The following is a 20,221-nucleotide window of genomic DNA, read 5'->3' on the forward strand; positions in this document are numbered from 1 at the left end:
TTAATTCTTATCTTCAATTAGAAGTTAACTTGAACTCCAAAAGTTACAGTTTTCAATGGAGGAAAATCAAAACTACTTAATACTGTACCTCGAGAATCTGTCTCAGGATCAAAATCATCTATTTTACTCAATGTCAACAAGTTTGTTGCACTAGCATAGAAACGAATGTTTGATAATCCTGCTATAGCCGAAATCTCTGAAGGAAGGCTGTATCCCAAGTTAATACTCTTTAAACGCATGTATGAAGCATCTTCCAATCTTCTAGATGAATTGTACTGTGAGTTTTGAGGTGAACCATAAACAACTTTTGGTAAAGAAGCACTCTCTCCTGGTGTTGTCCAATAATCTTTTAACTGAGCTTTAGTAACAGCTTTAGTTAAACTAGCACCGTCATCATAAACACTTGAATAAGGGTCAATATAAGCATCACCTCCTATTTTAAATGTGATCAAAAATGATAGATCAAAATTCTTATATGTGAAACTATTATTGATAGATCCAGATAAATCTGGGTTACCATCTCCAACAATTTTCTTACCTGCATATCTTGAATCTTCAGTAACATCTGATTCACCATCATTGTCATTATCAACTCTTTTCTCATTTTCGAGCACATACCATTGAGCATGACCATTAGTAGGATTTACGCCCGCCCAGTCTCTCAAGTAAATTGAACTATACGATTTACCTTCTCTTAGAATATATGGGAATGTTTCAACATTATCGCCACCTTCTAACTTATCGATAGTATTCTTGTTGTGAGCTAAGTTTAATGTCGTATTCCAAGAAAAATTATCGTTGTTAATGTTATGAGATGTAACACTCAATTCAAGACCTTGATTAGTCATTTCACCTACATTATCCCAATAGTATGAAAATCCTGAAGTTCTTGTTACAGGAACTTGTAATAACAAATCAGATGTTTTTCTATGGTAATACTCCAACTCAACATTTAAGAAATCGAATAATCTCATTTCAGTTGCAATACTGAAAGTCTTATTTTTTTCCCATTGTAAGTCTGGATTCGCAATTTGAGAATAAGATGTACCAGGAACATCGTTATAGTTAGCACCAAAATCATAAAGACCTAGAGCACCAACCCATGAAGTAGGTAAAGTACCATTAACACCATACGATGAACGTAATTTCAAGTCATTAATGAAATCGATATCTTCCATAAAACTCTCCGAAGAAATTCTCCATGAACCAGAAACAGAGTAGAAACTTCCCCATCGGTTATTCTCACCTAAACGAGAACTCGCATCAGTTCTATAACTAATAGATCCATAATACTTATTATCGTAGTTGTAGTTAAAACGTGACAAGATTGATTGCATTCTATCACCATCTGCATTGAATGAAGCAGATAAAGGTTTGGAAGCTACATCAAGTGTTGTCTTAACATCATTTGGAAAATTCTTCCCTTCGGCCTCTAGAAGTTTATCTTGTAATTTTTCAGCTTCATATCCCACTAAAAAGTCGATATTATGAACATCATCAATAGTTGTTGAATAATTCAATATATTAGATGAAGATAATTTTAATCGTCTCTTGTTTGATTCGTATGCATAACCATTATAACTTTCACCATCTTGAGAATTAGGAGCCCAATATTTTGAACCATAAACCTGTGTGAAAGTCATGCTGTTAGTAGACTTAAACGTTAAACCTTCGATTAAATTAAGTTGTAAGTATCCTTGGTTAGTTAAAGTCCAAACATCATTTTTATTTATATTCAAATCATTTTCTTTAACCAAGTTGGGTTTTTTACCACCTTCTACATCAGAGAAAGAACCATCTGTATTTTTAATTGGCGTTAATTGATTCAAATAAGAACGTGTTGCATACAATGGATTCACATAGTAATAACCAATTGTAGGAATAACATTCTGTTTCATTCTAGATAGAGAACTACTGAATCCAAATTCAATTAGGTCTGTAGCTTTGTGATCTAAATTTAATCGACCTGCAACACGGCTAAAATCCGATCCTTTAGCAACACCATCAGCTTCTAAATAGCTTAATGATGCAAAGAATTTAGTTTTTTCATTACCTCCAGCAGCAGAAAATTCAACATTCTTAGTCGTACCTTGTCTAAACATAGCATCATCCCAATCATAATCAGAATCTGGTCTAGTAGGATCATATTGACTAAAATAATCTCCGATATCAGCTTTAGCCAAAGTAGCAGCTGCTGCTTCATCCATACCTTCGTACTCAACAAGGTAATTTTTATAACCCAATACCTTATAATCAAAAGCTTCTTCAGGAGTCGCTAATTCAAGTGTCTTAACAGCAAAATCAGAAATACCCATTTCAGATTTAACTGTAAATTTAGTTTTACCAGTTTTACCACGCTTTGTAGTAATTAAAACAACACCATTAGCAGCACGAGAACCATACAATGCAGCTGCAGCGGCATCCTTTAGAATAGTAACATTTGCAATATCATTTGGGTTAATAGCAGACAATGCTCCTAAACTAGAGCTAGTTCCTAAACTTAGATTATCATTGGTTTGAGCAACTCCATCGATCACATACAATGGTTCGTTTGAAGAGTTAATTGAACCTATACCTCTTACACGAATTGAAGGAGCAGAACCGGGTTGACCAGAACCACTAGAAACTTCAACTCCAGCAGCCATACCTGCGATAGCTTCGCCAACAGAAATAACAGGTTTTTTAGCTAATTCATCAGATTTAATTTGAGTTGCAGAACCGGTAAAGCTAGATTTCTTAGCAGTTCCATAAGCGACAACCATTACTTCGTCCATACCAATGGACTCAGATTCCATTACTAAATTTATTGAGTCAGAATTAGCAGGTAATTCTATAGTTTTCATTCCAACAAAAGAGAAAACAAGCGTTTGTCCTTCATTGTCAACTGAAATTGTATAATTACCATCGAAGTCAGTCGTTGTACCAATTGTAGTCCCCTTTATAATTACAGAAACCCCTGGTATTGATAGTCCGTCATCGGCTGATGTTACCAATCCTGAAATTTCTCTACTTTGCGCCAAAACGCCTTGTAATCCTATAAGACATAAGACAACGATCGAAAATAGTTTTTTCATGAATCTTTAGTTAATTGATAATTAAATTTCTTTTATTTTCTCAATTTGAATTAACATGTGTTAAAAACAAATTTTCCCTTTTAATACTAAAAAAAACACACAAACAACTCAAAAACCACAGCACATGGGCTTTACAGAAGGAGGTCTTTTTTTTTGAGCTTTCAAAAGTGTAAAAAAAACTTAAATCGACAAACAAAAATTCACATTTAAAAACAAACTAAACTTTCACTAAAACATTAAACTTTACTTAAGATAAAAATACAACACCACAGCATACGATACATTATGACTCACAATAGGCAAAGCACACTAAAACATAAGAAATACCTAACATATTAGACAAAGAGATATTAGATCCAACATTTTACAAATATTAACAATCGTATAATTCAGCCAAAATAAATAGCATTATGTAAGTAAAAGGATACAATAGATTCTTCAGAATAGGATCACATGTTTTATGACACATTTATGTTATGAAGTAATTAGTTACATAGAACGTTAAAAAACTTTTTTTAATAAAATATCGACTATTGAAGGAATAAATTCTACTATTAAATCACACATTTTCGATAAAAACCAGCATATTAAACATAGTTTTTTCTGCTCGTATTTTAGATTATTTTGATCTTGTAGATTATCAAACTAAATATGCAATAGTTGACTTCACTCAAAAAGGAAAACGTCTCTTTCGAAGGAAGAATAATTGTTATAGAGAAATACAATTAGTTTTATACTATAGACTATGATCGTATGAAATTTGATCATTTTAATATAATTCGGTCAAACATATGCTATGTGTAGTTGATCATTGAAAGTTTGGATGAAATAATACCATCAAAAAAAGAAACAAAAAAGAGAGGGAATCCTAATGGATTCCCTCTCTCAAATAATATTATATTAATACAAAATTACAATTCTGCAACTGGATTTGGTTCCATTAAAGGATTAGCATCCACTTCCTCTTGAGGAATTTGAAACAACCAATTATTGTTTACTGATGGCTTAGCTTGACTATATCCTTTTTGATATAAAGTTGAACTAGCTCCTGAACCAGTTAGATCTAAAGCTAAATCTAAACGTAACATATCCAACCAACGATGTCCCTCACCCCAAAGTTCTATACGACGCTGTATCAAAATATCTTGAACTAATGCATCACCTGTGGTAGTAATTAATGCTGGCGTCTCACCTGAACGAGTACGAGCAGTCACCAACTCATTAATTACATTTTGTGCTTCAACATCTTTTCCTTCTTGCATTGCCAAAGCTTCCGCTTCGATCAAGTACATTTCTGATGATCTCATATAAAACACATCATCTGGATTAATTGTACCACCATCTTTATTTAAGAATTTAACTGACATATATGCATTTGTATAAAATGAAGTTGTCATGTTATAATCCTTTACAATTTTGTAAAATGCAGCATTAAACTCCTCTTTAGTTGCATAATTAGGATCAGCTTCCCAACCAACGAAGTCATTTGGAGCTTTCTCTAACCACATATCTTTACGATAGTCAGTATCACTAATTTCAGCAAATAAGTTATGGTTAATAAACTTTGGGTTACTTCTATTTTGAGAACCATTAAAGTTAGTTCCTTGGTAGTAAAACCATGAATAGTAATAGTTAGTCTGAGAATCGACCACCTCAGCACCCCACATTACTTCAGATAAGTTTACCGAATTAAAACCAATCTTATAATCAGCTTCATTCATCAAGCTATATCCACTTCTTGCAGCATTTGCATAAGTCGCAGCAGCAACGTAATCACCTTTAGTTAATGCAACACGAGCAGCAATACCATTAGCAACATTGATAGAGATGTGAGATTTATTATTTGGATCATCTGCATTTTCAAAGTAAGCCAAAGATGCAGCTAAATCTTTTTCAATTTGTTTGTAAACATTCTCAACAGTCTCTCTTGCTTGTCCTACAAGTTCAGCAGGATCCGTCTTTAACATTATTGGTACACCAAGGTCGGTGCTAGGGTTGCCATGAATATAGTTTTTAGCAAATAAGCAAACTAAACGGTGATGTAACCATGCTCTATAAGCGTATGCTTGACCTAATACATTAGATAAAGCAGGAGTATCTGTCATACCTTCGGCAGCGTTGATAATATTATTTACGTTACCAATAAGATGATAGTAATGATACCAAACAAAAGCCATATCTCCAGAATTTGGATTTGTATGACGTAGCCATTTAAGGGTATATTTAAACCATCCATTACCTGATCCTGAATGAAGCATATCACCAGCTGGAAAATCCAACATTGGCATAATATAAGATTCTCCGGCGTAATTATAATCACCTAAATCAGACTGGCTATACATCGCTCTATGTACACCATTTAAAGCAGCAATCATATTTTCTGGTGAAGACAAAGCATTGTCTGGAGCAACAGAATCAGTTGGTAGGTTTGTCAGCGTATCTTCAGAACAACTGACAGATGCAACTACCAACATCAGTATAAAAATTTTATTAAAATATTTTTTCATAATTATGTTTTTGTAATTAATGACCAATAAGTTATTAGAATGATACATTCACCCCAAAAGAAACAACTCTAGATGGCAAATAAACATTACTTGTTGTTCCAGAAAATGCTTGCTGTGGATTCATACCCTTTCTCTTAGTTAGCATAAATAAATTCTCTCCAGAAACAAATACCTTCAAATCAGTAATGCCAAAATTACTGATAGCTGCTTGCTTAAATGTATAACTTAAATTCACATTTTTTAAAGATAAATATGACGCGTCAGTTAACCATCGGTCAGAGGTTGGATTAATATGATCATTACCATTCTCTAAACGTGGAATATTAGTAATATCACCAGCTTTTTTCCAAGCTTTCTTTGCATCAACGTGTAATGCTTCACCATATTCACCTTCATTCATCAATGAAGCATAGTTATAATCAAGAATTTTTCCACCAATAGAATAAGTAAACATGACTCCTAATTGGAAGTTCTTGTAAGAAACTGTATTAGATACAGAACCAAAAACATCTGGAATTGAAGAATCGCCAGTATATCCTTTTTCAGAATTTAATTGATTATCAGTTGTAATCGCTTCATTATTTTCATCATAAGTACGAACATTCTCTCCTTTACCATTATCAGCTAATACATAGTATAAAGCCGCACCTGTTGCTACATCTACACCTGCATAATCATACAAGTAATAATCATAAATAGAATGACCTTTAGCCCATCTTTTTGAACCATTAATAAATGGAGTAGGAATTTCTGTAATTTCATTCTTAATTGTTGAAGCCTGAATATCGATATCCCAAGATAAATTATCTTTATCAATAATTGCAATACCTAAACCAAGTTCAAAACCTTCATTATATAAAGATGCAATATTACGTGGCTGAGAACTTAAACCTAAACTCGTTGGTAAAGGTTGAGAGTACAAAAGGTCTTCTGAAATTTTCTTGTAATATTCAAATGAACCTTTAATTCGATTATCTAATACTGCATATTCAACAGCAACATCATAACTATTTGAAGACTCCCATGTCAACAAAGGGTTACCAATGGTAGACCAAATAAGTCCTGATTCGCCTGCATTAGGATTATAGGTATATAAAGCCTGACTAGCATAGTAGTCATTCATATTATCATTACCAACCTCACCATAAGATGCTCTTAACTTCAATTGATCAATCCATGAGATATTCTGAATAAAATCTTCTTGATCCATTCTCCAGGTAGCACCTGCAGAGAAGAATCCACCCCAACGTACATCTTCATCAAATACAGATGAACCATCACGACGATAAGAACCTTCAAAATAATATTTGTTCTTAAAATTATACTTAAGACGTCCAAAATACCCCTCAGTATTCTTATCTGAAGAATATCCAGTAAGACTAGTTGGAGTTACAAAGTTAGCGAACTCATTAATACCATTTACAGTCAACTGAGTTTTCATACCATACATATTAGTATAGTGACGATCGAAAGATTCATGTCCTAACAATACCTCAATATTATGATCTTCATTAATTGTAGTGTTATAGTTAATTAACTGATTCCAGTTTAAAACAGTTCTAGTAAAACGAGTTTCATTATAACGTCCAGTTGGTGCACCATCACCTACAACAGCATTCTCAAATTCTCTATCAGTATAGTTTTGAATATCTAAACCTACGTTTGTAGAAACTTTTAGCCCCTCTATAACAGAAAATTCAGCATATGATCTATTTGAGATCGTATTTGTTTTAGTTTGATTATAGTTATAATCTAACTCAGCAATAATATGACGACCATTATTAGCAGCTGATGGACGGGAATTAATTCCATTGTCATATCCTCCACCAAGATCATATTGCTTCTCTCCATTAGCATCAAGAATATAACTCCCAGTTGCTGGATCTAATTGATATACAGGATAAATAGGTCCCATATAACGAGCAAAATAAAATGGATTAGAATATCCCGTATTGCTATCAGAAGTTGATCCTAATCCTTGTTTAGATAAAGTAACTGATAAATTAGTTCCTAACTTTAACCATTTTTTAGGAGTTGCATTGACATTCATACGAGCATTTACACGCTCAAAATTTGACTTTTTAACATAACCACTCTCATCTAAATATCCTAACGAGAAAAAGAAATCATGCTTATCGCCTCCACCTGAAGCTGAAAGATTATAGTTTTGTCTATAGCCTGTTTGCTCCATAGGATCATACCAATTTAAATCTGTAGACTGTACGTTGGCGTTTGGATTAATTTTCCCATCAACTCCAACAATCTGATCATTAGCAACATCAAAAGGATTATATTTTAATTTAGAATAAATTTCGGCAGAAGCTTTTGCAGCAGCAGCATCAAGATCCATTCCCTTACCATAAACCAAAGAGTTTTTATATGATTCAAACTGAAGTTCATAATAGTCTTTAGCTCCAACAGTTTCGTAATATGGAATTGACTGTGTTACAACACCACCAACAGCTTTAAAACTAATCTTAACTCTTCCATCAGCTTTTTTACCACGTTTAGTAGTAATCAAGATCACACCGTTAGCTGCACGTGAACCGTAAAGCGCTGTAGAAGAAGCATCTTTCAAAATAGTCATTGACTGAATATCATCTGGACTTATATCAGCAATACTTCCTTCGTATTGTGCTCCATCAACAACATAAAGTGGTGCAGAACTACCATTAAGTGATCCGAATCCACGAATACGAATTGCTGGTGCAGAACCTGGTTGACCTGAAGCCGCAGAAACCTGTACACCAGTAGTTGAACCTTCTAAAGCTTGGGTTACTGAAGATAAAGTTCTTTCTTCAAGTTTTTTAGCTCCAACAACACCTGCAGAACCCGTAAAAGATTCTTTCTTAGCTGTACCAAAGGCTACAACCATTACTTCATCTACTCCAATAGACTCAGATTCCATTACAACATTGATAGAACTAGAATTTATAGGCATTTCAATAGGTTTCATCCCTACGAATGAAAACAAAAGAATTTTCCCATCAACAGGTACACTAATTGTGTATTCTCCATCAAAATTAGTAGAAGTACCAATTGTAGTACCTTTTACAATAACGGAAACTCCAGGTATAGACAAGCCATCTTCGGCTGATGTCACTACCCCTGAAACTTCTCGATTTTGAGCAAAAACACTCTGTAATCCTATGACACACAGGATTAACATCGAAAATAGTTTTTTTTTCATAAATTTTTAGTTAGTGTTTATTTAATATTTATTGACTTATTATTGCAAAAATAAATCTTACATCAACTATTTAAGATGATAATCGCAACAATAAACTAATTTACTCATTATGTAAAGAAAAACATATAATACATTACACCTAATACATCACATATTCATTTTTAACTTAATAAGTATTGTAAAAGTGTGAAAAAAACTTAAATAATCAAAAAAAAAACTTATAAACATCTAAAATTCAAATAAACTCTACAATACCACAGCATAGGGGCATTATAACTTAACTAACAATAAAAACTGAACAGAATACAACCGATTTATAATTTTGCTTGTGAAATAGATAAAACCACTCATAAAGCATACATATAGTAATTGTAAATACATCATTATATGCAAATATTAAAGTGATATATAAAACAAATACATATTTTATGATATTGTTATATTTTTAAAAATAAGTACATAGAACGATAAAAGTTCAACTTTTGAAGGAATAGAATCTCCTATTAAATCACACATCTTACATTTCCGATAAAAAAAGCAAATTAAACTAAGTTCTTTCTGCTCGTATTTTAGATTATTCTAATCTTGTAGATTATCAAACAAAATATCCAATAGTGAACATCACTCAAAAAGGTAAACGTTTCTTTCGAAAGAAGAATAATTATAGCAGAAACATGAGAGAGTAAAAAATGTGAGAATCCATTAAAGCAACACTCTTATTATATTTTCACCTGAAAACCACCAACTTCCTTAGCCATTATAAACTTATCAGGACAAGACAATGTATAAAAAAAGGCCCTGAAGTTAACTTCAGGGCCTTAATATAAAATACAGGTAATTCAAATATTCAAACTATACTAAATTTCGTATAATTTAAAATAAAACCTGAATCAATAATAAATTTATTCAGCAACTGGTTTTGGTACTGCTGCTGCAGGATTATTATCACTTTCATTCATTACAGGGTTAGCCTGAATTTCAGCTTCAGGTATTCTCCATAATAAAATATTCTCTCCAGCAGGTATATTAAATACCATGGTAGCATTTGGATATCCACCACCTCGACGGTCAACCCCTTTGTTTAGACGCATAATATCGAACCAGTTCATACCTTCGCCCCATAATTCAATTCTACGTTGGCGGAATACTTCTTCCTGAACATCACCTTCACATACAAAATCAGGATCTCTAAACGCTTTAACAAAGCTCTCAAGTGTAGATTTACCATCAGCACCGCTCATAGCTTCACCCTCTGCTTTGATCAAATACATTTCTTCAATTCTCATCAAAGGAATATCATTTGCATTTGTAGAAGTTTCAATCTCATTCTTATAAGGTGCAAATTTCACTTGAGTATAAGCTCTGTATCCATAATCTTTCATGAATGCATTTTCGGCATCAGTTAAGTTAGCTGAAATCGTATCAGCATTAACCCACCATCCTTTACGAATATCAGTACTTGCAATACTATTATAAAGCTTCTTATTAATCTGTCTTCCACCACTATACCAACAATACCCATAATTAAAAGAACCCATATGAGAAATCCAGTTGACAATACCAGAGGAAACAACATCATCCGTTTCAGCAACAAAAATACCCCACATCCAGTTATGTTCTGTTAAATTCGAGAAGTAAGGATCACTTACTTCATCAATACTCGCTGGAGTAGCATCACTGGCATCAATTGCACTTGATGCATCTGCTGCAGCTTCAGCATACTTGTGCATAGTTAAATTTACACGTGCACGCAAACCATAAGCAACTGCCAAACTAACGTAACGTTTATCTTCACGCACAGAACCATTTTCCTCTGCTGATTTCAACAATGCAATAGCAGAGTTAAGATCATTTAACATTAAAGTATACACTTCTTCAACAGTAGAACGTGGCGCACCACCAAGAAGAGCAGATTCTTCTGCATTTTCAGCAGTAATTATTGGAACACATGGCTTTGTTTCATTTCCTTCATAATTAAACTGATACAATTGAGCCAAAACCCAATAGCTAAAAGCTCGTGCAGCCAAACCTTGACCTAAATAAAATTGAGTCACAGGCTCTTCTGTTGCAGGATCAATAGAACCAATTACATTATTGGAATTACTAATCATTGCGTACATATCATTCCAGATAATCTGAGTCTCTCTAGAAGTATAATCACGATCTGAATATTCAAGAGAACCCGACATCCAGTTATAACCATTATCCTCTTGTACGACATCATTACCATTGGCATCAGAAAATAACATTACAGATGGATAACCAATATCAAAGTGATTTACTCGATCAAAAACATCCTCATTAGGTGCATATTGAGAAAACTGAGCAAAAATACCATTAACCCCTGCTGCAGCTTTTGAAGGATCGTTTTCTACAACCTCCGCTTTTTGTTCCGTTGTAATATCTTCTCCTTGGGGCGCTGTATCAAGATCTTCACACCCAAAGAATGTTAGTAAAACGGGTACTAACAAAGCATATATATATTTATTTTTCATATCAATCATTTAAAATTGTTAAAACGACAAATTAATACCACCAGAAATTGTTCGTATTGGTGTATAAAGAGCAGTTGTAGCTGATGTATAACTTTGACGAGGATCTAAACCTTTTCTTTTTGTCCACAATGCAACATTATCCGCAGATAAATAAATACGAAGTTTTTCAAGTTTTAGTCTTTGAATAACTTCTTCAGGGAAAGTATAACCAATTGTCAAATTATTAAGACTTAAATAATCTGAACTTGTTATAAATCGTGTTGAAGTAGAGTTAGCATATTTATCATTAGCATCTAAACGAGGAACATTAGTAACAGTGTTCTCTGGTGTCCATGCATTTCTGATATCTTTATGATAATTTCCACCTGCATCACTTGCCGCACCTCCATGCATTAAACGTGCATATCCTGAGTCATAAATTTCACCACCCAATTGATAAGCACACTGTACTGATGCATCAAAACCATAAGCTGAAATCGAAGTACCAAAACCACCATAAACAACTGGCATTAGGTTATCAGTCGCTACTTTGTATCCTGAAGCAATAGAATACTCTTCAGTCTTATAACGTTCGCCTGCTGCATTTTCTGCCCAGTATAAAGCCAATCCAGTAGCTGCATCTACACCAGCATAGTCAACAAGGTACATACGATACATCGATTCGCCTTCTGAATATATTCTAGAACCATCAATTAATTCTCCATTCAATTCAGAAGCCAATTCATTAATTTCATTCTTAATAAATGTAGCATTACCAGTAAATGTCCAGTCAATATCACTGTTTTTTAGAATAGTATACGATAAATCAATCTCAACACCAGAATTGGTCATTGATCCAATATTCATTGGAATAGAAGTATATCCTAAACTAGCAGAAACTGGCTTGTAGTATAACATATCTGATGACTTACGTCCGAAATACTCCAATGAACCATTTAATTTATTATCTAATAATGCAAAGTCAACACCTACATTATATGATACAGAAGTTTCCCATGTGATATCTGGATTTCCTTTATAAGCTAAAGTACCATCAGAGAAAACACCTTCAGCTCCAGAAACAGTATACTGGTCAAGATATGCATAGTAATTACCTATAGCATCATTACCTTGCTCACCATAAGAAGCTTTTAATTTCAACATATTAACCCAAGAAGTAGATTCCATGAATGACTCATTAGTAAGAATCCATGCAGCACTAGTTGACCAAAAATCTCCCCAACGATTATCTGAACTGAAACGTGATGATGCATCACGACGATAAGCTACATTAAAGAAATAAGTATCTTTAAGAGAATAATTGATACGAGTAAACATACCTTCCGTTGAGTAAGTGTCTTTTGAACCACCACCCTGAAGCTGATCAATAGCATTATCTACAAAATACGATTCAGGATTATATAAATTTTGCCCACTTGACCAAACGTTCTCAGTTTCGTATTTATAACCATCATAACCTGCAGTAATATCAAATTGACTATCGTCATTTAAAGCATACTGATAGTTGGCTACATATTGCTGATTAAAACCGACTGTTCTTGTTTGAGTCTGAGAAGCAGTACCACCATAAGAAGCACTTTGTCCCTGGTAAGCATTACCTAGATCACCATAACGAGTATTGTCAACATTTAATCCATAACGAAGATTCACTGTTAATCCTTCTATTGGAGCAATTTCAGCGTACCATGTAGAATTAACAATATCCATACTATACTTAGTTTTGTTATAAGTTAAATCCCCTGCTGGATTGGCAATCGACATAAACGAACGGTCTTGATTAGTACTCTGACCGTCTCCGTAGTCATAAACCTTACGACCTTTATTAGTAAGAATATTTTTATCAACACCACGTACATACATTGGATATATAGGCGCAATGAAATTTGCAATAAAGAAAGCGTTACCACTAGAAGTAGTAGTTGTTTGCTCATCTGGATACTGACTTGTAACCTGATTAATACTTACATTTGCTCCAACTTTCAACCAATCTTTAACTTGGTGATCACCCTTTAAACGTCCAGAAAATCTCTCGAAACCTGATCCATCAACAAGACCTTGGTCATCAAGATAACCTAAAGATATGTAGTAAGTACTTTTATCGTTACCACCTGAAATAGACAAATTGTAATCTTGTCTTGTTTGATTTTCGAACATTTCATCTTCCCAATCGTCTGGTGTATAATAATAATCGCCATCGCTATAACCTAAAGTTGCATTAGGATTCAGTTTACCATCAGTTCCCATCAAACCTTCACCGTCAGGAAGAGTGTAAACTTGGTAACCTGTACCACCTTCAGTTTTAGTTGAAATCTTTTCATTAGCATAAGCATGTGCTTCTTCTGGTGTCTTATCTAAATTATAGATACCAGCATTGTATATTGCTGAATATGTTTTCTCTAAATATTCCTCACCACTTGTTAGCACATCATAATTTTCAACAGAACGAGAATTTACTCCGACTTTCATGTCAAAATTAACTCTTGTTTTACCAGCCTTAGCTTTTTTAGTTGTAATCATGATAATACCATTGGCTCCACGAGCACCATAAAGTGCTGTAGAAGCAGCATCTTTCAACACAGTCATCGATTCAATATCAGAAGAACTGATAGAAGACAAATCACCATCGAAAGGAATACCATCTACTACATATAAAGGACTTGCACCAGCATTAATAGAACCAACCCCACGTACGCGAACTGTCGCCTCAGCACCTGGCTGACCATTGCTACTAAGAACTTGCACACCTGCAACAGATCCAGACAAAGCTTGAGACACATTAGAAACCTGACGTTTCTCAAGTGTTTCAGAATCTACCACTGCAGCAGAACCAGTAAAAGAACCTTTTGTAGAAGTACCAAAAGCTACAACGATAACTTCATCCATACCTATAGATTGTGACTCCATTACCAAATTAACTGTACTAGAACTAATTGCAACCTCAGTTTCTTTCATACCTACAAAAGAAAAAACCAAAGTTTTAGCATCAGCAGGTACACTAATTGTGTATTTACCATCAAAATCAGTAGAAGTACCAATCGTAGTACCTTTCACAATAACGGAAACTCCAGGTATAGACAAGCCATCATCGGCTGATGTCACCACACCTGAAACTTCTCGACTTTGAGCGAATACGCTCTGTAATCCTATTACACATAGGACTAACATCGAAAATAGACTTTTTTTCATAAATTTTTAGTTAGTGGTTATTTAACATTTATTTATAAATTATTGTAATAACATGCCTTTCTGCAACTATTTTAGACAATCATCACAACAACAAACTAATTTACTCATTAAATAGGTAATAAAGTTAAAATTCAATGTTTTTCACACATAGAAAATATTTACCATCGCCAATAAGCATTGTCAAAAGTGTGAAAAAAACTTAAATAATCAAAATATTTGTACTAACAATATTCATGTTTTATATTAAAAATAAAATGAAATATGGACAATCATATTTTTAAAAAATATATATTTTAGTGAACCCTAAAAACATACACATCAGAAACACAAGTTAATGTATGTTAAAATTTATAATTTCAACTCAATTTCTAAATTGATAAATAATCAATTTAGTATCCATTTTTTATTTAAATTTGTATTCAAACCAAATAGAAATTGAAATGGCATATATTATAGATCTTAAAGGGAAAACACCCAAAATGGGCGAAAATTGTTTTTTGGCTCCTAACGCAAGTGTTATTGGTGATGTTGAAATGGGCGATGGTTGTAGCATTTGGTTCGGAGCGGTTCTTCGAGGAGATGTACATTACATCAAGATAGGAAACAACGTGAACATTCAAGACAATGCAACCATACATGCAACCTACAAAAAACATCCAACTAATATTGGGAATAACGTATCAATTGCTCATAACGCAGTTGTACACGGCTGCACAATAAAAGACAACGTATTAATTGGCATGGGTGCAGTTGTATTAGATAATGTGGTTATAGAATCTAATGCAATAGTTGCTGCAGGTGCAGTTGTCACTAAAAATACACATATAGAATCGGGAAGTGTTTACGCTGGTGCTCCTGCAAAAAAAATTAAGGAGTTAAGCCCAGAATTACTCGAGGGAGAAATTTATAGAATTGCTAACTCATACGCCATGTATGCTAGCTGGTATGAATAGAATTTTAGTTATCTGATGTCAGTTTTCAGTTATTATAAAACCGAAAACTGACATCGGAAAACACAACATATAATCTCAACTTAAGATTATATGTTGTGCTTTTAAATCTCGTTGTAAAAATACACTCGCTTTTTCTTCAAAATCAGAAATCGATTCAGTGGTGTAGAACTTAAGTTCTCCATTTTTGGAACAGACTTGATCAATTTCAGGATGTCTGTTTAAATAAACCTTCAAACTATTGGCAACTATCTGTCCTTGCGAAATAAGTTGAATATGATCGGGCAAAAAATCACCTATTTCATCTTTTAAAATGGGATAATGTGTACAGGCTAAAATAAGGGTATCAATTTTCTCATCCTTAGATAAAATAGCATCGATATGCTTCTTTATAAAATATCGCCCACCAACATTGTCATATTCCCTATTTTCTACTAAGGTTACCCAAGTAGGACAAGCTTCCTGACTAACTATAAAATCAGGATACAATTTAGCAAGTTCCATTAAATAGGATTCAGATCGTATCGTACCTGGAGTACCTAACACCCCCACATGCTTCGATTGACTTAATAAACCCAACTGTTCAACACTTGGTCTAATAACACCTAAAACACGTCTATTGGGCGCTATACGAGGTAAATCTTTTTGCTGAATAGTTCTCAATGCTTTTGCAGATGCGGTATTACAAGCTAAAATAACCAATTTACAACCCATCGAGAATAATTTTTCGACTGCTTGAAGGGTGTATTGATAAATGACATCAAAAGAACGCGTACCATAAGGTGCTCTTGCATTGTCTCCCAAATAAATAAAATCATACTCAGGCATTAACTTTATGAGTTCATCTAAAACAGTTAGTCCACCATATCCAGAATCGAAAACACCAATTGGATATTTAATTTTAGTCATATCGGTTAATTTATCATTCATCAAATCCAAAATACTTGTTATTATCCCCAATTAATAATACGAAAAAAGGTAGACTTATCACTAAGTCTACCTTTTAATATTTTATCTACTTAGGTCAATAGATCTACTGAATACCTAATTTTGCTTTTACAAGAGGCATAATATCAATACTAGTCGATGAATTAAACAATACAACACCCGTACTAAGATCTAAAACATATGTAAAACCATTTTCTTCTCCAACTTCTTTAATAGCCTTAGAAGCTCTATCAAAAATTGGTTTTAATAAATCTGTCTTAGAATTTGTAATCGCAGTTTGAGCAAATTGATCGTATTGTTGCATACGTGTTTGCTTGTCCATAATCTCTTTTTCTTTATCAGCACGAAGAGCCTCAGATAAAGTTTCTCTTTCTCCGATGTAAGCTTGATATAATTTTTGATATTCAGCTTGCATATCTTTCATCTGATTTTCAAATTCTTTAGCTTGAGTTTCTATTTGCTTTTGAGCAGCATCTCTTTCAGGCATAATAGCTAAAAGTTTAGAAGAGTCAATATGACCTAATTTAAGAGTCTGAGCAAACGTATTTGCGCTAGTCAAAAGCACTACGGCTAATAAAGTAACTTTTAAAATTCTTTTCATTTGGTTTCTTTTTTTTAGATAGAAAGTGATTTAGCTCCAATTAGAAAAAACCACATCCATAATTTTAATGTTTATTTACTCGTATTCCTAATTTATAAAGAACCTTATCACTAAGGTCAAACTTATTATTACTGTAGATGATAGTTGGTCCATTAGCTTTATCAATAATCATTCCATAATTACCAGCCTTTGCAATTTCTTTTATGGCATCATAGATATCATCTTGTATTGGACGCACTAGATCTTGTCTCTTTTTATAAAGCTCACCATCTTGTCCAAAATACTTAACTTGCAATTTTTGGGCCAAAGTTTCTTTTTCAAGTATTTCTTTTTCTTTCTTAGATCTCAACTCAGGAGATAAAAACACTTGATCCTTACGCAACTTGGCGTGCAAATTTTCAATTTCTAAATAAATACTTTCAATTTCAGCTTGCCATTTTGCAGAATACTCATTCAACTGATCCTGTGCAGATTTATAATCAGAAACATGATCAAGAATATAAGATGTATCTACAAATCCATATCTCTGTTGTTGAGCACTTAAACTTGAAAGACTAAACAGAAAAAAACTTAAAACACAGACTAAATACTTCATCATAAATTTTATTGATTAAAGTGATGTTGTGAATAGAAGCTAATAAAGCTTACATCTAGTTTTGAAAGTATCAAATTTACTAATTAAATATTTAAAAGAAATAAGAAACTTTGCAATTTATAAGCATAAAACTCTAAAATTGTTGACCAATTACGAAGTGGAACTGACTTCCATTTTCACCTGCAGTTGTAGCATCATCAAATCCATAAGCCCAATCAATACCCAACAAACCAAACATTGGCAAGAAAATTCTCATACCAACACCTGCAGAACGTTTCACATTAAATGGCTGAAAGTCTTCGAACTCATACCACGCATTACCAGCCTCAGCAAATGCCAATGCATAGATTGTTGCCGATTGGCTTAGAGATAATGGATAACGAATTTCGGCTGTAAACTTAGAGTAAATATTACCACCCAAACGTTGTCCACTTGCAGATACTGGAGTTAATGAACCATTTCCATAACCACGAACACCAATATTATCGCTACCATACATTGAATATCCTGACATACCATCACCACCAACTTCAAAACCCTCAAAAGGTGATCTCTTATCGCTGTTATAATGTCCCAAATATCCAAACTCAGCACCTGTATATAAAACTAATTTATCTGTTGAATTCAAGATTGGAGAAAACATTTTCCCTTTAAATACCCACTTATGATATTCAATCCATTTATATCTATCTTGGTTATCCTTATCGCTAGTTGTTAGTCTAGAATAATCTATATCATCAAATAAAGAATAAGGAGGAGTTATCTTCATACTTAAAGAAAAAGAAGAACCTCTTCTTGTATACAAAGGATTATCAATTGAACTTCTCGATAAGGTTGTTGTAAAACTAAAGTTATTCGATGTACCATCATGAATTAGGTAATACTGCCAATCCTTAAGATGATAATTCTGGTAACTAACCTCATTATACAGTGAAAAATAATCATCTGGCCACTTCAATCGTCTAGCTAAACCAACACTCATACCCATAACCTCTTGGTATTGGCCTGAGTTAGATGAACTACTATTGTATTGACTATAAGAACTACTATATCCTGATTGTTTAGAATAATAAAATGAAGTACTTAATGATGTGGGTTTTTTACCACCCAACCAAGGCTCTACAAACGAAATACTATAAGAACTATAATAAGAACCATTGGTTTGAGCTTTAATACTCAATGTTTGACCATCTCCTGTTGGAAGAGGACTCCATGCTTCTTTATCAAAAATATTTCTAATAGAAAAGTTTGAGAACTTCAAACCTACTGTACCAATAATCATACCAGCACCCCAACCCCCTGAAAGCTCTATTTGGTCGTTCGCTTTTTCTACTAATTCATAATTAATATCAACTTTCCCACTTTCTGGTCTAGGCTTAATATCTGGATTGATAGCTTCGGGATCGAAATGACCCAACTGAGCCAATTCACGTACTGAACGAATAATATCTTTTTTACTAAATAGTTCACCAGGATAAGTATAAAGCTCTCTTCTGGCTACGTGCTCATTTGTTTTGGTGTTACCTAGTATATTTACCCTATCAATATAAGCTTGTTTTCCTTCAACAATACGCATTTCAATATTGATCGAATCTGTTCCAACAACTGTCTCAACAGGATTTACATTGAAAAATAAATAACCATGATCTAAATAAAGATTACTTACAGCATCGTCATCAGTAGATATTCTTTCATCCAATAATGCTTTATTATATGTATCACCTTTCTTAAGTTTCAAATACTGATCGAGCATAAATGAATTATACACCGTATTACCTACCCAAGTCACATCATTAAAATAATAACGATTTCCCTCTTTATATTTCAAATATATATCTACTCTATCATCATCAACATCAACAACACTATCTGAAATAATTAAAGCATCACGAAATCCTTTTTCGTTAAACTTATCAATCAGTGTTAGCTTATCTTCTTCCCACTTTTCTTCAATATATTTAGACGACTTTAAAAAATTCTTAAATTTCTTTTCTTTCGAATTCTTTATAAATTTCTTTATTTTCTTTGTCGTAAAAGCATGATTACCTTCAACAAAAATATGACGTATTTTTATTTTATTACTTCTATCTACAATAATATCTAACACGACACTATTTTCCTCATCAGTAGCATCACGTTGAACAATACGCACATTAGTGTTATAAAAACCCTTTTCTTTAAAGTAATCTTTTACTACAATTTCAGCATTATTAATTAAGAAATCAGTTACCTGAATACCTTTCATTAACTTCAGCTTTTCTTTAAGCTTAGTTGTTTCACTTTTAGATAAGCCACTGTAGTTTACACTAGATAAACGAGGTCGTTCTTGAAGATAAATATTCAAGTATATTTTATTACCGATAAGTTTAGTTGCTGTAACTGCAATATCAGAAAATAAACCTTGCTTATAAAGATTCTGAATTCCTTTAGTAATTTTATCACCAGGAATATCAATTTTAGCACCATCTTTTAAACCAGCAATACGCTTCAAAACATCGCTTTCGAGATGTTTAATTCCAGAAATAGTGACACCACCAATTTCGAATTTCTTAGGTGAAGCATAGTTCACTGTTGGATTATAAATAGTATCAGCTTCTTGTGCAAAAGTGCTTAAACTTATAAGAAGAGAAAAGAGGAAAGTTAATCGCTTAATCATTATCTAATTGAATAGTTAA

The 20,221-nt window shown here is 33.2% G+C and carries 10 protein-coding genes; 1 reads left to right on the top strand and 9 read right to left on the bottom strand.

The features are described from left to right. Positions 1 to 17 precede the first annotated feature (17 nt). From EMN46_RS00425 to EMN46_RS00445, 5 genes are all read right to left on the bottom strand, one after another. The gene (locus EMN46_RS00425) at positions 18 to 3,074 is read right to left on the bottom strand and encodes a TonB-dependent receptor (RefSeq protein WP_154198705.1); all 3,057 of its coding nucleotides are present in this window, start codon (positions 3,072 to 3,074) and stop codon (positions 18 to 20) included. Between the two features lie 911 nt (positions 3,075 to 3,985). Continuing rightward, positions 3,986 to 5,581: a RagB/SusD family nutrient uptake outer membrane protein gene (locus EMN46_RS00430; RefSeq protein ID WP_154198706.1), complete on the bottom strand. Its 1,596-nt coding sequence runs from the start codon at positions 5,579 to 5,581 to the stop codon at positions 3,986 to 3,988. A 34-nt stretch (positions 5,582 to 5,615) separates the two neighbouring features. After that, complete coding sequence (locus tag EMN46_RS00435) at positions 5,616 to 8,771, bottom strand: TonB-dependent receptor (RefSeq protein WP_154198707.1); 3,156 nt, start codon at positions 8,769 to 8,771, stop codon at positions 5,616 to 5,618. 902 nt (positions 8,772 to 9,673) lie between these two features. After that, positions 9,674 to 11,266 (bottom strand): RagB/SusD family nutrient uptake outer membrane protein, encoded by a 1,593-nt coding sequence (locus EMN46_RS00440; RefSeq protein WP_154198708.1) that lies wholly within the window; start codon positions 11,264 to 11,266, stop codon positions 9,674 to 9,676. Positions 11,267 to 11,284: 18 nt separating this feature from the next. Further along, positions 11,285 to 14,452, bottom strand: a complete 3,168-nt coding sequence (locus tag EMN46_RS00445; protein ID WP_154198709.1) for a TonB-dependent receptor — start codon at positions 14,450 to 14,452, stop codon at positions 11,285 to 11,287. Positions 14,453 to 14,892: 440 nt separating this feature from the next. On the opposite strand from EMN46_RS00445, the gene EMN46_RS00450 reads away from it, so the two are divergent. After that, entirely contained in the window at positions 14,893 to 15,405 is a 513-nt protein-coding gene (locus EMN46_RS00450) for a gamma carbonic anhydrase family protein (RefSeq protein ID WP_154198710.1), read from the top strand. A gap of 75 nt (positions 15,406 to 15,480) precedes the next feature. On the opposite strand, the gene murI is transcribed toward EMN46_RS00450, so the two are convergent. From murI to bamA, 4 genes are all read right to left on the bottom strand, one after another. Beyond that, the gene (murI, locus tag EMN46_RS00455; protein ID WP_229130227.1) at positions 15,481 to 16,311 is read right to left on the bottom strand and encodes a glutamate racemase; all 831 of its coding nucleotides are present in this window, start codon (positions 16,309 to 16,311) and stop codon (positions 15,481 to 15,483) included. Between the two features lie 124 nt (positions 16,312 to 16,435). Next, positions 16,436 to 16,951: an OmpH family outer membrane protein gene (locus EMN46_RS00460; RefSeq protein ID WP_154198712.1), complete on the bottom strand. Its 516-nt coding sequence runs from the start codon at positions 16,949 to 16,951 to the stop codon at positions 16,436 to 16,438. Between the two features lie 64 nt (positions 16,952 to 17,015). Beyond that, positions 17,016 to 17,549 carry an OmpH family outer membrane protein gene (locus tag EMN46_RS00465; RefSeq protein WP_154198713.1) on the bottom strand — a complete coding sequence of 178 codons (534 nt, stop codon included), beginning with the start codon at positions 17,547 to 17,549 and terminating at the stop codon, positions 17,016 to 17,018. Between the two features lie 130 nt (positions 17,550 to 17,679). Further along, positions 17,680 to 20,202, bottom strand: a complete 2,523-nt coding sequence (bamA, locus tag EMN46_RS00470) for an outer membrane protein assembly factor BamA (protein WP_154198714.1) — start codon at positions 20,200 to 20,202, stop codon at positions 17,680 to 17,682. Positions 20,203 to 20,221 lie beyond the last annotated feature (19 nt).

Origin of the sequence: Ancylomarina sp. 16SWW S1-10-2 (genome assembly GCF_009669305.1) — a bacterium.
Classification (GTDB): Bacteria; Bacteroidota; Bacteroidia; order Bacteroidales; family Marinifilaceae; genus Ancylomarina.